The organism is Rhizobium sp. UFLA01-1127 (assembly GCF_059803845.1).
The window spans coordinates 1-13,846 of sequence record NZ_JAUQTZ010000160.1 but is presented as its reverse complement, the minus strand read 5'-3'; the positions used below and the strand labels follow the sequence as shown (position 1 = coordinate 13,846).

Below are 13,846 nucleotides of genomic sequence, written 5' to 3'. Positions count from 1 at the left end.
GTCGTAATAAGGGGGGATCTTGTAGCCTTGATAGGCGCCGGAATCGATGCGTACCCCAAGGCCGCCCGGCGCATGGAAATGCGTGATCGTCCCGGGTGAGGGGATGAAGCTGCGCGCATCTTCCGCATTGATGCGGCATTCGATGGCGTGGCCATGGAAATGCACCTCATCCTGCGTTACCGAGAGGCCGCCGCCGGAGGCGACGCGGATCTGCTCATGCACGAGATCGATGCCGGTGATGGCTTCCGTCACCGGATGCTCCACCTGCAGGCGGGTGTTCATCTCGATGAAATAGAACTCGCCGTTTTCGTAGAGGAACTCGATCGTGCCGGCGCCGCGATATTTCAGCTTCTTCATGGCGTCGGCGCAGATCTTGCCGATCTTCATGCGCTGCTCGACATTGAGAGCCGGAGAGTTTGCCTCTTCCCAGACTTTCTGGTGGCGGCGCTGCAGCGAGCAGTCGCGCTCGCCAAGATGGATGGCATTGCCTTCGCCATCGCCGAACACCTGGATTTCGATATGGCGCGGCTTGCCTAGGTACTTTTCCATATAGACGGAATCGTTGCCGAACGCCGCACCCGCTTCCGTGCGCGCCGTCGACCAGGCCTCGATCAAGTCCTCTTCTGTGCGCGCGACCTTCATGCCGCGGCCGCCGCCGCCGGCGGTTGCCTTGATCAGCACGGGATAACCGATCTCGCGCGCCGTCTTCAGCGCATCAGCTTCTGTCTTCACCTCACCGTCGGAACCCGGAACGACCGGAATACCGAGCTGCTGCGCCGTGGTCTTGGCGGTGATCTTGTCACCCATGATGCGGATATGCTCCGCTGTCGGACCGATGAAGGTGATGCCGTGCGCATCGAGAATGTCGGCGAATTTGGCATTTTCCGAAAGGAAACCATAGCCGGGATGCACGGCATCAGCGCCGGTGATCTCGCAGGCGGCGACGATCTGGTGGATGTTGAGATAGCTTTCGCGCGACTGCGGCGGGCCGATGCAAACGCTCTCATCCGCAAGCCGTACATGCATTGCGTCGGCATCGGCGGTGGAGTGCACCGCAACGCTCGCAATGCCGAGCTCCTTGCAGGCGCGCAGCACGCGCAAGGCGATCTCTCCGCGGTTGGCTATGAGAATCTTCGAAATCATGGGCATGGGCCGGCCTACTCGATGACGACCAGAGCTTCGCCGTACTCGACCGGACGACCGTCCTGAACCAGGATTTCGGTAATCGTACCGGACTTCGGCGCAGGAATCTGGTTCATCGTCTTCATTGCTTCGATGATCAGCAGCGTCTGGCCTTCCTTGACGACTGCACCGGTCTGAATGAAGGCAGCCGCACCCGGAGCCGGCGCCAGATAGGCGGTGCCGACCATCGGCGCGCTGACGACGTTGTCGGGATTGCGGGTCTTGCCGGCTGGAGCGGCAGCGGCCGGGGCTGCAGCAGCAGCGGCTGGAGCGGCGTAAGCGGCCGGGGCGGCGATCGGCGCCTGAACATATTGCGTCGTGCCGGCACGCGATACGCGGATGCGCATATCTTCCTGCTCGACTTCGATCTCGGTCAGATCCGTATCGTTGAGGATATTGGCGAGATCGCGAATCAGCGCCTGGTCGATACCCGATTTCTTTTCAGCCATTGGATTTCTTGCCCTGTATTTTTGTTATTGGGTGATGGATTTCAGCGCGTGAAGCGCCAGGATGTAGCTATGAGGTCCGAAACCGCAGATCATGCCCTTTGCAGCAGGCGCGATCATCGATTTGTGCCGGAATTCTTCGCGTGCGTGGATGTTGGAGATATGCACCTCCACGACCGGAATGGAAATGGCGCGGATCGCATCGTGAAGCGCGATCGACGTATGCCCATACGCGCCGGGATTGATCGCGACGCCGGCAGCCTTGTCGCCGGCTTCGTGCATCCAGTCGACGAGTACGCCTTCGTGATTGCTCTGCCGGAAATCGATAATGAAGCCCAGGCTTTCGCCAACGGACTTGCAATCTGCCTCGATATCCTTGAGCGTCTTGCCGCCATAGATGCCTGGCTCGCGCTTGCCCAAGGCATTCAAATTGGGTCCGTTCAGGACAAAAATCGTTTGCGCCATCAGATGTTCCGTCAAAGTGCAGCGCAACCTATAGACTCCCGAGGCCTTGTAGGAAAGCCCCGGAGCGAAGGTTGCGTGCCTCTAGATGTGGAAACGCCGCGATTTTGGCATTTTTGCGCCGCGCGATGACGCGGCGCTGTCAGGAGGTCCTGCCAAAATGCGATAGGCGGCTTGCGCGGGTGAGGGAACCCCCGCGCCGCTCAGCAGCTCGTCTTGCCGCAACTGCGGACATTGGCGATCTTTTCCTTGATTGCATCGAGGCCGATTGCGCCCGAAATCATTTCGTTGCCGATGACATAAGCGGGCGTGCCGCTGACGTTGAGATCCGAAGCAAGCTGATAGGTCGCCTTGATCATGTCGGTATTCGGGCTCTTTGCCATTTCCGCGCGGATGGCGGCTTCCGTGACGCCGAGCGAGGTGGCGACTTCGATGGCGCTGTCTTCGGAGGCGCGGCCGTCGCTGCCCAGCAGTTTGTGATGGAACTCGGCGTATTTTTCCGGCGCGAGCTGACGGAAAGCATTGGAAACGCGGGACGCTGCGACCGAATCCTGACCGAGGATCGGGAATTCCTTGAGGACGAAACGTACGTCCTTGTCCTGCTTCAGGAGCTTATCCATGTCGCCGAGCGCATGCCGGCAGTAGGTGCAGTTGTAATCGAAGAACTCGACGACGGTGACGCTGCCCTTCGGATTGCCGATGGCCACATCATCCTTGGAGTTGAAAATCGCATCCTTGTTCTGGGTGATTACCTGGGCCGATTGCGCGATGCGGGCCTCGTCCTGCTTCTTTTCGAGTGCGGCCTGTGCATCCAGCAGCACCTCCGGATGCTCGACGAGATATTCCTTGATGAATTCCCCGATCTCCTTCTTCTGCTGGTCGTCCAGCGCAGCGGCTGGCTGGATTGTGGCGAAGGACGCTGTCAGGGCAATCGCCGAAACCGTCAGCAGGTTTTTGAGAAAAAAGGTCATTGGGTCCTCGTTGGGTCTGAGCGGAGACGTCGTTCCGGGATGCGCCATAGCATCGTCGGGTCAATATCCGCAAATAAGCATCAGCAATTTACGGTGCGTCCTTACTTCCAGAAACAGGAATTTTCACGACAAAGCCGCAATCGCAGGATTGTGAACAAGCCGATATTGCGGCAAATGTCGCAGGCTAATCCGATCCAAGAGAGAATTGACCTTGTTTTCCCTATCCAAGCGCAGCGATGTCGAACCCTTCCATGCCATGGACGTACTGGCGGAAGCGACCCGGAGACGCCAGGCTGGACACGCGGTTATTTCCATGGCTGTCGGACAGCCATCGCATCCCACGCCCCAGGCGGCGCTGGAGGCGGCGCGTGCGGCACTCGGTCACGGACGCATCGGCTATACGGATGCGCTCGGCACATTGGCGCTGCGGCAGGCGCTTTCCGCCCATTATCAGGCGCGCCACGGCCTCAGCATCGATCCGAAGCGCATTGCGATCACGACAGGCTCTTCGGCCGGCTTCAATCTCGCCTTTCTGACCCTATTTGATGCCGGCGACAGCGTTGCCATCGCCCGACCTGGCTATCCGGCCTATCGCAATATCCTTGCAGCACTCGGCCTCGATGTCGTCGAAGTCCCGGTCGCCGACGAGACGCAGTTTACGCTTACGCCAGAGAGCCTCGAGGCGGCACAGGCAGCAAGTGGCAAGCGCCTGAAAGGCGTGCTGCTGGCAAGCCCGGCCAATCCCACAGGCACGGTAACGGGCAGGGCAGCTTTGAAGGCGCTGGCGGAGTATTGTGCCGATCGCTCCATCGCCTTCATCTCCGACGAGATCTATCATGGCCTGACCTTCGTCGGCGAGGAGACGAGCGCGCTGGAGCTGACCGACGAGGCGATCGTTATTAATTCTTTTTCGAAATATTATTGCATGACCGGCTGGCGCATCGGCTGGATGGTCTTGCCGGAACGGCTCGTTCGCCCGATCGAGCGCGTGGCCCAAAGCCTTTACATTTCCGCACCGGAATTGTCGCAGATTGCCGCCGAGGCGGCGCTTGGCGCCGGCGCCGAATTGGACGTCTACCGTGCAAGCTACGGCCGCAACCGCGATTTCCTGTTGCGCCGCCTCCCGGAAATCGGCTTTCGCATCGCCTCGCCGATGGATGGCGCTTTCTATGCCTATGTCGACGTCAGCCGCTTTACGAATGACAGTATGGCTTTCGCCCGCAAGATGCTGGCCGAAATCAATGTCGCCGCCACGCCCGGTCTCGATTTTGATCCCGTGGAAGGGCATCGCGCCATGCGCATTTCCTATGCCGGTTCGAATGCCGAGATCGAGGAAGCCACCGAGCGCATGGCTGCCTGGCTGAAATAGAACCCGCAATCAGCGGCTTGGGCGAGCTTGCGAAAGCGTTTTCGCAAGTCACCATATCGCATGTCTGCATCCTTTTGCATGGCATGCCTTCTTGGCTTGATTGGAGAAGGCGAGGGCAACCGCGGCACAAAACGAAAAATCCGGCCGTGTCGCCACGGCCGGATTTGTCAAATCATTCGCTGTAAATCTTCTTAGAAGAAACCGCGGCGCTGCCACCAGCCGGCTTTCTTCGGCTTGGTCGGCTCCCCATCACCATCGCTGCCCTCGTTGGTGCGGCTGGATTTTACCACCGGAGCGGAGGAGGAAACATTGGATTCGCGGTTGGCGCGAGCCGGCTTGGCCGCATCCTCGGTTGCTTCGGGCGCTGTCGCTTCTCCCGTATTATCCAAAACACCGGTGATCTCGGCGACCGCTTCGAATTCCGCATCTGCTTCGGGCGCTGCTTCGGCCTCGGGCGTTTCGACCGGCGATGCCTCGGCGGTCTTTGCCTTGCGGCGGCCACGGCCCTTGGGGGGCTTGACGTCTTCCGTGACGACAGCTGCCGTTTCGACCGCTGCCATGGCGGGCTGGCCTTCGACGGCAGCTTCGCCTTCGGCAACGACGATCTCGGCCACCGTTACGGCTGCTTCGTCACCATCTTCGGCGTCGGCCTCATCAGCTTCGCCGGAATCGGCTTCCTCGCCTGCGGCAGTCTGTTCGTTGCCTTCGTTTTCACGATTGCGGCGGCCACCACGCTTGCCACGACGGCGGCGTTTGCGCTTCTGTTGCGCATCGTCGTCACCGCCGGCGGCTGCGGCATTGTCTGCGCCGGCGTCAGCCTCGTCGTCGTCGCCTTCTTCTCCGTCCGCATCCTCGGCGATAGCGGTCGCGGAATCATCTTCGGAAGCGGCAGCGGCCTGGTTATCATTGCCGCGGCCACGACGCCGACGACGGCGCTTGCGCTTGCGGTTGCCATCATTGCTTTCGGAACGGGCGACAGGCTGCTGCTCGGTGCTTGCGGCCTTTTCTTCCAGCTCTTCGTCTTCATCCTCATCGGCCTCGATGACGATATCGTCGTCATCGTCATCCGGGATGGCTGCGAAGTTGAACAGGCTCTCGATCTTCACCGGGTTGGCGACTGGCTCGCCACGGTCGATTGCGAAATGCTGGGTGCCGACTGCGTTGTCGGCATCGATGACGATCGTGACGCCGAAGCGGCTTTCATAGTCGATAATCGTCTGGCGCTTGTGGTTGAGCAGGTAGAGCGCAATATCCGGCGTCGTGCGCACGGTGATATCGTGCGTCGTGTTCTTGAGAAGATATTCCTCGACACCGCGCAGAACGTGCAGCGCAACGGAGGACTGCGAGCGCACATGGCCGGTGCCGCCGCAATGCGAGCAGATCTGCGTCGTGCTTTCGAGAACCGAGGCGCGGATGCGCTGACGCGACATTTCCAGAAGGCCGAAATGCGAGATGCGGCCGACCTGGATGCGGGCGCGGTCGTTTTTCAGGCATTCCTTCAGCTTCTTCTCGACGGCGCGGTTGTTGCGCTTTTCTTCCATGTCGATGAAGTCGATGACGATCAGGCCGGCAAGGTCGCGCAGGCGCAGCTGGCGCGCGATTTCCTCGGCGGCTTCCAGGTTCGTCTGGAGCGCGGTGTCCTCGATCGAATGCTCGCGGGTCGAGCGGCCGGAGTTGACGTCGATCGAAACCAGCGCTTCCGTCTGGTTCATGATCAGATAGCCGCCGGAACGCAGCGTTACCTGCGGCTGCAGCATGCGGTCGAGCTGCGCCTCGATGCCGGAGCGCGAGAAGATCGGGTGAATGTCGCGATAGGGCTGAACCACCTTGGCGTGGCTCGGCATCAGCATTTTCATGAAGTCTTTCGCTTCACGATAGCCTTCTTCGCCGGCAACGATGATCTCGCTGATATCCTTGTTGTAGAGGTCGCGGATCGAGCGCTTGATCAGGCTGCCTTCTTCGTAGACCAGGCAAGGCGCAGTCGATGCGAGCGTCAGCGTGCGGACGTTTTCCCACAGGCGCATGAGATATTCGAAATCGCGCTTGACCTCGACCTTGGTGCGGTTGGCGCCGGCGGTACGCAGGATGACGCCCATGCCCTGCGGCACTTCGAGCAGCTTGGCGATTTCCTTCAGGCGCTTGCGGTCCTGCGGATTGGTGATCTTGCGCGAAATGCCGCCGCCGCGTGCGGTGTTCGGCATCAGGACGGAGTAGCGGCCTGCAAGTGAGAGATAGGTTGTCAGCGCGGCACCCTTGTTGCCGCGCTCTTCCTTGGCCACCTGCACCAGCAGGATCTGCCGGCGCTTGATGACCTCCTGGATGCGGTACTGCTTGCGCGGCTTGCGCTGGGTGCGATCGGGAACCTCTTCCATCGCATCCTCGGCGCCGACGGATTCGATCACTTCCTCTTCGTGGTCGTGGTCGTCATCATCGTCGTCATCGTGGCGGCGCTTGGAGGTTGCGACATCCTCGGAGATCGAATCGGTTTCGACCATCGCGGCCATAGAGCCGGACGAACCTTCCTCGTCCTCGCTCGGTGCGTCGACGGCAGCGGTTGCTTCCGGGGCGGGGGCCTCTTCGGCGGGAGCTTCTGCCGCCGCCTTCTTGCGGCTGCGCCGCGGCTTGACCGTCTTCTTGGCCGGAGCTGCCTCTTCGGCGGGGGCGGCTGCCTCCGCGGCAGGGGCTTCTTCCGCGATGGCGGCAGGCACTGCAGCCTCTTCGCTGTCCTTCGGAACGATGCCGATATCGGGCTGCTCCTGCTGCGAAAGATCGAGCGCGGTTTCCACATGCTCGACGTCGTCGTCGCGGCGATGCTCTTCGGCTTCCGCCTTCAGCAGCGCCTGACGATCGGCCAGCGGGATCTGGTAGTAGTCGGGGTGAATTTCGGCAAAGGCCAGGAAGCCGTGGCGATTGCCGCCGTAGTCCACGAAGGCGGCCTGAAGCGAAGGCTCGACCCGCGTTACTTTTGCGAGATAGATATTGCCGCGGATCTGCTTCTTGTGCTGCGATTCGAAGTCGAATTCTTCTATGCGGTTCCCGCGAACGACAACGACGCGCGTCTCTTCCTCGTGAGACGCATCGATAAGCATTTTGTCTGCCATGAAAGCTGTGCTCCTCGGCGCAGACAATCGGAAGGGGGCCCGCCTGTCGCTGGGACAAGCTGGAAACGGTCCGCCGTTGCTGCACCGGATAATGAAAGTCGCAAGTGGTTCGGCGATGACAGCATCCAGACGGCAGCCGGGGCCTTACGTCCCTGGGGTCTGTTCACTTTGTGAAAAAGCTGCTGCGGTAACATCCGTAACCAAGCGAGATCGACTATGCCTTAGACCCAAACCGGGTCCGATGAATGTGCTCTCTAGAAAGAGCGTTTGGTGGCTCTCCACCGATGAATTCCCTGTCTGAAACCGGAAATTCAGATATCCACTATTCGGAGCAGAAGCACTGCAGACGTCGGATGAATGCCGCTTATTGGCGCCTGGTACTCGAGGCGGCTGCCGTTGCGACGACTCTATCCCGTCAACACTTCTACCCTAATATGCGTTGTATGTTTTATCTGTCACAATAGCAAGGGAAAAGCCAAGTATGCCATAATATTGATGGATTCGTCGGATGATGAGGATGCGGGAGGGTGTCTTGCCGATTCGTCTCCCGGCGCATCACCGGATGCGGCCATCACGTCAAACCTGGTTCCTGTTATTGGGGCTTCAAAAACAACGCCGAAACAAATATGGGGTACGTTGGGCATTTGGCAAAGGGATAGCGGCATGTGGCGGAGAGTGGCGTGAGGGTTTTGCGATTTGCGGCAACGGCCTTCGCTCTGGCGATTCTGGTTTCGGTTTCGGCATTTGCGCCCATGGCCGCCGCGGACCCTTTGCTTGCTTACGGCGCGCGCATAGCAGGCGACGAAGCTCGTACGCGCATCGTCATCGACATGGATCGAGCGCCAGCCTTCACCGTTCATTACCTTGACAATCCGGTCCGCATCGTCGTCGACCTGCCGGCAACGGCATTCGGCTTTCCGGCGGGCGATCTCAAGCCTGCCGGCCTCTTCAAGGATATCCGTTTCGGCACGATGGATGCGGACAGCGCCCGTATCGTGCTGACGGCGAAGAAGCCGGTGAAGCTGGTCGCGGCGAAGGTCCAGGCGGATGAAAGCGGCAAGGGTCAGCGACTGGTGCTCGATGCCGAGATGCTGCCCGCCGAGCAATTCTCGGAGCTGGTGAAAAAGCAAAGCTGGACGAACGGGGACACCGCTGAGGATGTCGGCCCGGTCGAGCCGACGCAGAAGGCGGATCCGAATACCTTCCTTGTCGCCGTCGATGCCGGCCATGGCGGTATCGATGCGGGTGCGACCGGCACGGACGGCACCACTCAGGAAAAGGACATCACGCTCGCTTTCGCCAAGATGCTGGCCGACAAGCTGAACGCGCAGTCCGGCATCAAGGCCTTCCTGACACGCGACAAGGATCAGTATCTGACGCTGTCGGAGCGCGTGACGATAGCCCGGCAAAATCATGCGTCGCTCTTCATCTCGCTGCATGCCGACACGCTGAAGCAGAAGGATATTCGCGGCGCGACCGTCTATACGATCTCGGACAAGGCTTCGGACCGGCTCGCCGGCGAAGTGGCCGATCGCGAAAACAACTCGGATCAGATCGCCGGGGCCGAGTCCCAGGCGCAGCCGGCTGCCGTCACCGATATTCTCATGGATCTCACACGCCGTGAAACGCAGGCCTTCTCCATTTCGCTGGCGCAGGATGTGCTGTCCTCGTTCAACGGCCAGATCTCGATGATCAACAATCCGCATCGCCACGCCGGTTTCCAGGTCCTGACAGCTCCGGATGTGCCGTCGATCCTCCTCGAGCTCGGCTTTCTCTCCAACAAGGAGGACGAAAAGCTGCTGCTCGATCCCGATTGGCGGCAGAAGGTGGCCGACCGGCTGACGGAGGCGGTGAAACAATATCGCGTATCGATCATCGCGAATGGCGGCTGATATGGTCAAATGTGACGGGCGGCCGTGGCTTCCATGTAACAGCGTTAAATATTAGAACTGAATGAAACTGGGAATAGCGGAGACGAGCCCTATTTTGCTCACATTCCCGCCGTTACAGCGAAGTATCATTTGCTCGCGAATGACTCACGGCTTTGTCTCGCTGCCGTCTTGCATTAACACCGCGAGCATGCAAAACGCCCGTGATTGTGCGATTGTCTCGCACGCGTGCCTCAAGAAGAACAAGCACCGGTAGTATCACATGATCAGACTGATTGGATATTTCTTTGGGCTCGGCTGCCTCCTGTTCCTGGGGGTAGCGGCTGCGGCTGCCATCTATCTGAGCGTGGTCTCAAAGGAACTTCCCGACTATGAGGTGCTTGCCAAATACGCGCCGCCGGTGACGACGCGCATTCATGCCGGCAACGGCGCGCTGATGAAGGAATATTCACGGGAAAACCGGCTTTTCGTGCCGATCCAGGCTATTCCCGATCGTGTCAAGGCGGCGTTCCTTTCGGCTGAAGACAAGAATTTCTACAATCATCCTGGCGTTGATATCGGCGGTCTCATCCGCGCCGTGGCCGTGAACCTCCAGAATATCGGTTCCGGTCGCCGCTTCGTCGGTGCGTCCACGATTACCCAGCAGGTCGCCAAGAACTTCCTGTTGTCCGCCGACCAGACGTTCGACCGCAAGATCAAGGAAGCGATCCTTTCCTTCCGCATCGAACAGGCCTACAGCAAGGACAAAATCCTCGAGCTTTACCTGAACGAGATCTATTTCGGCCTCAATTCCTATGGTATCGCCGGTGCGGCGCTCACCTATTTCGACAAGTCGGTCAACGAGCTGACCATCGCCGAATCGGCTTACCTCGCGTCGCTTCCCAAAGGCCCTTCGAACTATAATCCCTTCCGCCGCGCCGAAGCGGCGCTCACCCGCCGCAACTGGGTGATCGATCGCATGGTCGAGAATGGCTATGTCAGTCAGAGCGACGGCGAAGAGGCAAAGAAGCAGCCGCTCGGCGTCGTGCCGCCGAAGAGCGGTCCGTCGCTCTTTGCTTCCGACTATTTCTCCGAAGAGGTTCGCCGCCAGCTGATCGACCAGTATGGCGAAAAGACCCTCTATGAGGGCGGTCTTTCCGTGCGCACGTCGCTCGATCCGCAGATGCAGCTCGAAGCCCGCAAGGCATTGCAGGACGGTCTGGTCGATTATGACGAGCGTCGCGGCTATCGCGGCCCGATCAAGCAGATTGCGACCTCGCAGGATTGGGGAGCGGAGCTGGCCAAGGTTCCGGCACTCAGCGACGTGCCGGAATGGCAGGTCGCGGTCGTCCTTTCCGTGTCCGATCAGGCCGTCGATATCGGATTGCAGCCGCGGGTCGATGCTGCGGGCAAGGTTGCGACGGAGCGCAAGCGCGGCACGATCGCTGCTTCCGACATGCGCTGGGCCTTCCGTTCCGCAGGCGGTAAGTCGGCCAAATCACCGAGCGGCGTCCTGAGCCCCGGTGACGTGATTTATGTACAGAAGACCGGCAGTGCCGATTCGAGCAGCTATCGCCTGCGTCAGCCGCCGAAAGTGCAGGGTGGCCTGGTTGCCATGGATCCGCATACCGGCCGCGTGCTCGCCATGGTCGGCGGCTTCTCCTACGCGCAATCCGAATTCAACCGCGCAACGCAGGCCAAGCGCCAGCCCGGTTCGTCCTTCAAGCCCTTCGTCTACGCGGCTGCCATGGACAATGGTTATACGCCGGCTTCGGTCATTCTCGACGACCCGCTGCAGATCACGCTCAGCAACGGCGACGTCTGGAAGCCGACGAACTACGAGGGTGAGGGCGGCGGCGTCCATACCCTGCGCTTCGCCATCGAACACTCGCGCAATCTGATGACGGTTCGTCTCGCGTCCGACATGGGCATGCCGCTGGTCGCCGAATATGCCGAGCGCTTCGGCATCTACGATCATATGAATCCGGTGCTCGCCATGTCGCTCGGTGCCGGCGAAACGACGGTGCTGCGCATGGTTTCGGCCTATTCGGTCATCGCCAATGGCGGCAAGCAGATCAAGCCGACGCTCATCGACCGCATTCAGGATCGCTACGGCAAGACCATCTTCAAGCATGAGGAACGTGTCTGCGACAACTGCAACGTTAGTGCGTGGCAGAATCAGGATGAGCCGGTCATCGCCGACAATCGCGAGCAGGTGCTCGATCCGATGACGGCCTATCAGGTCACGTCGATGATGCAGGGCGTCATCATCCGCGGCACGGCCGCCGGCAAGATCAAGCTCAACACCGATGTCGCGGGCAAGACCGGCACGACCAACGATGAGAAGGATGCCTGGTTCGTCGGCTTTACGCCGAGCCTCGTTGCCGGCCTCTACGTCGGCTACGACACTCCGGCCACACTCGGCCGCGGCGGCACCGGCGGCGCGCTTGCCGCGCCGATCTTCAACGAGTTCATGCAGGCTGCCACAAAGGACGAGGCGCCGGAGAAATTCCAGGTTCCGGCCGGCATGACGATGGTCGCCGTCAACCGCGCGACCGGCATGGCCGCGCAGCCCGGCGAGCCGAATGCGATCATGGAAGCCTTCAAGCCCGGCACGGGTCCGGCCACCAGCCTGCAGGTCATCGGCGGCGGAGAGGCTGCGGCGCAGGTCGCGCCAGAGGAAATTCTGAGGACGTCGCCGCAGGCGAACCAGGCGGTTACCTCCGGCGCGGGCGGTCTTTTCTGACCCTATCCTATTGTCCGATCGTCATGCCGTGGGGCTTTACAGCAGCGGCATGTATATCTATGTCACCAGCACTCTTTGAATTGGACGGCCGTTCACATCGAACGGTGAAATGAAGAAGCAGGATCATGAGAGCCGAAATCGAGAAAATTGTCGACGAAACCAAGCAGGCTATCACCCTGCTGAGGAGGCATCTTTGACTGGGATCAGGCGATAAGACGACTGGACTGGTTGAATAATAAGGCAGAGGATCCGACCCTCTGGAACGATGCTTCCGAAGCGCAGAAGCTGATGCGCGAACGCCAGCAGCTCGACGATGGCATCAATGGCGTGCGCGCGCTTGAGCAACAGCTTGCCGACAATATCGAGCTGATCGAGCTTGGCGAAGAAGAGGGCGATGCCGATATCGTGCGCGATGCCGAGGAGGCCCTGAAGGTTTTGAAGGCGGAGGCCGCTCGCCGGCAGGTGGAGGCCATGCTTTCCGGCGAGGCCGACAGCAACGATACCTACCTCGAAGTCCATTCGGGTGCAGGCGGCACCGAGAGCCAGGACTGGGCGAACATGCTTCTGCGCATGTACACCCGCTGGGCCGAACGCCAGCGCTTCAAGGTGGAGCTGCTGGAAGTCCATGACGGCGAAGAAGCCGGCATCAAGTCCGCGACGCTGCTCGTCAAGGGCCACAATGCCTATGGCTGGCTGAAGACAGAATCGGGGGTGCATCGTCTGGTGCGCATTTCGCCCTACGACAGCAATGCCCGCCGCCACACGTCGTTCTCGTCGATCTGGGTCTACCCGGTCGTCGACGACTCGATCCAGATCGAGATCAACGAAAGCGATTGCCGCATCGACACCTACCGTTCGTCCGGCGCCGGCGGCCAGCACGTCAACACCACCGACTCGGCCGTGCGCATCACGCATATCCCGACGGGTATCGTCGTGCAGTGCCAGCAGGAACGCTCGCAGCACAAAAACCGGGCCAAGGCCTGGGACATGCTGCGCGCCCGCATGTACGAGGCGGAATTGATGAAGCGGGAAGAGGCTGCCAATGCCGAAGCCGCCTCCAAGACCGATATCGGCTGGGGCCACCAGATCCGCTCCTACGTCCTCCAGCCCTACCAGCTGGTCAAGGATCTGCGTACCGGCGTTTCCAGCACGGCACCCGGTGATGTGCTGGACGGCGACCTCAACGAGTTCATGGAGGCAGCCCTTGCGCATCGCATCAGCGGTGCTGCCGACGCCGTTATCGACGACGTCGAATAAGTTTGCATCCATTCAAACGAAAAAAGCCCCGGAAACGGGGCTTTTTTAATGGCAGATGCGCTGTTAATTCCGGCTTCAATCCGAAAACTGTTCCGCAAGGATCCGGTCCGACCATGATCTGTCCGGATCGGAAAGAATGCGGGCTGTCGTATCCTCGCTCTGACGGATTTGGACGCCGAGGACGGACTTTACCTCGGCATTGTCGGCGGCGGCGTTGACCGGGCGCTTTTCCGCTTCGAGCACGGTGATATCGACCGTGACCTTGTTTGGTAGCAGCGCCCCCCGCCAGCGGCGGGGACGGAAGGCGCTGACCGGCGTCATGGCCAGCAGCGGCGCCTCCAGCGGCAGGATAGGACCGTGGGCCGATAGATTATAGGCCGTGGAGCCGGCCGGCGTCGTTACCATCAGGCCATCGCAGATCAATTCCGGCAGACGCACCCGGCC

At 60.4% G+C, this 13,846-nt stretch carries 10 protein-coding genes; 4 read left to right on the top strand and 6 right to left on the bottom strand.

What is annotated here, in order from left to right; translation table 11 throughout:
* The 4 genes from accC to Q4Q11_RS27500 all read right to left on the bottom strand — a co-directional run.
* The coding region (gene accC, locus Q4Q11_RS27515) for an acetyl-CoA carboxylase biotin carboxylase subunit (RefSeq protein ID WP_498571453.1) at positions 1 to 1,149 on the bottom strand (1,149 nt) is incomplete at its 3' end.
* Positions 1,150 to 1,157: 8 nt separating this feature from the next.
* Positions 1,158 to 1,631, bottom strand: a complete 474-nt coding sequence (gene accB, locus Q4Q11_RS27510; RefSeq protein WP_112511201.1) for an acetyl-CoA carboxylase biotin carboxyl carrier protein — start codon at positions 1,629 to 1,631, stop codon at positions 1,158 to 1,160.
* A gap of 24 nt (positions 1,632 to 1,655) precedes the next feature.
* Positions 1,656 to 2,093, bottom strand: coding sequence for a type II 3-dehydroquinate dehydratase (gene aroQ, locus Q4Q11_RS27505; RefSeq protein ID WP_112511203.1), 438 nt, complete (start codon positions 2,091 to 2,093; stop codon positions 1,656 to 1,658).
* A gap of 200 nt (positions 2,094 to 2,293) precedes the next feature.
* A complete protein-coding gene (locus Q4Q11_RS27500; protein WP_498571452.1) occupies positions 2,294 to 3,061 on the bottom strand; it encodes a DsbA family protein in 768 nt (255 codons plus the stop codon).
* A 211-nt stretch (positions 3,062 to 3,272) separates the two neighbouring features.
* Here Q4Q11_RS27500 and Q4Q11_RS27495 point away from each other — a divergent pair, with 211 nt between their 5' ends.
* Positions 3,273 to 4,430: a pyridoxal phosphate-dependent aminotransferase gene (locus Q4Q11_RS27495; protein WP_498571451.1), complete on the top strand. Its 1,158-nt coding sequence runs from the start codon at positions 3,273 to 3,275 to the stop codon at positions 4,428 to 4,430.
* 191 nt (positions 4,431 to 4,621) lie between these two features.
* On the opposite strand, the gene Q4Q11_RS27490 is transcribed toward Q4Q11_RS27495, so the two are convergent.
* Positions 4,622 to 7,531, bottom strand: coding sequence for an Rne/Rng family ribonuclease (locus Q4Q11_RS27490; RefSeq protein WP_498571450.1), 2,910 nt, complete (start codon positions 7,529 to 7,531; stop codon positions 4,622 to 4,624).
* A gap of 680 nt (positions 7,532 to 8,211) precedes the next feature.
* On the opposite strand from Q4Q11_RS27490, the gene Q4Q11_RS27485 reads away from it, so the two are divergent.
* The 3 genes from Q4Q11_RS27485 to prfB all read left to right on the top strand — a co-directional run bounded on the left by Q4Q11_RS27485 (position 8,212) and on the right by prfB (position 13,402).
* Positions 8,212 to 9,423, top strand: coding sequence for an N-acetylmuramoyl-L-alanine amidase (locus tag Q4Q11_RS27485; RefSeq protein ID WP_112511209.1), 1,212 nt, complete (start codon positions 8,212 to 8,214; stop codon positions 9,421 to 9,423).
* 259 nt (positions 9,424 to 9,682) lie between these two features.
* On the top strand, positions 9,683 to 12,145 hold the full coding sequence (locus tag Q4Q11_RS27480; RefSeq protein WP_113217873.1) for a penicillin-binding protein 1A: 2,463 nt from the start codon (positions 9,683 to 9,685) through the stop codon (positions 12,143 to 12,145).
* Positions 12,146 to 12,270: 125 nt separating this feature from the next.
* A protein-coding gene (gene prfB, locus Q4Q11_RS27475) for a peptide chain release factor 2 (protein ID WP_112511213.1) occupies positions 12,271 to 13,402 on the top strand; the annotation gives its coding sequence in 2 pieces (ribosomal slippage) (positions 12,271 to 12,339 and positions 12,341 to 13,402; 1,131 coding nt in all).
* 75 nt (positions 13,403 to 13,477) lie between these two features.
* Here the strand turns inward: prfB and Q4Q11_RS27470 are convergent.
* Positions 13,478 to 13,846: diacylglycerol kinase catalytic domain-containing protein (locus tag Q4Q11_RS27470; protein WP_498571449.1), on the bottom strand; the 369-nt coding region annotated here is incomplete at its 5' end.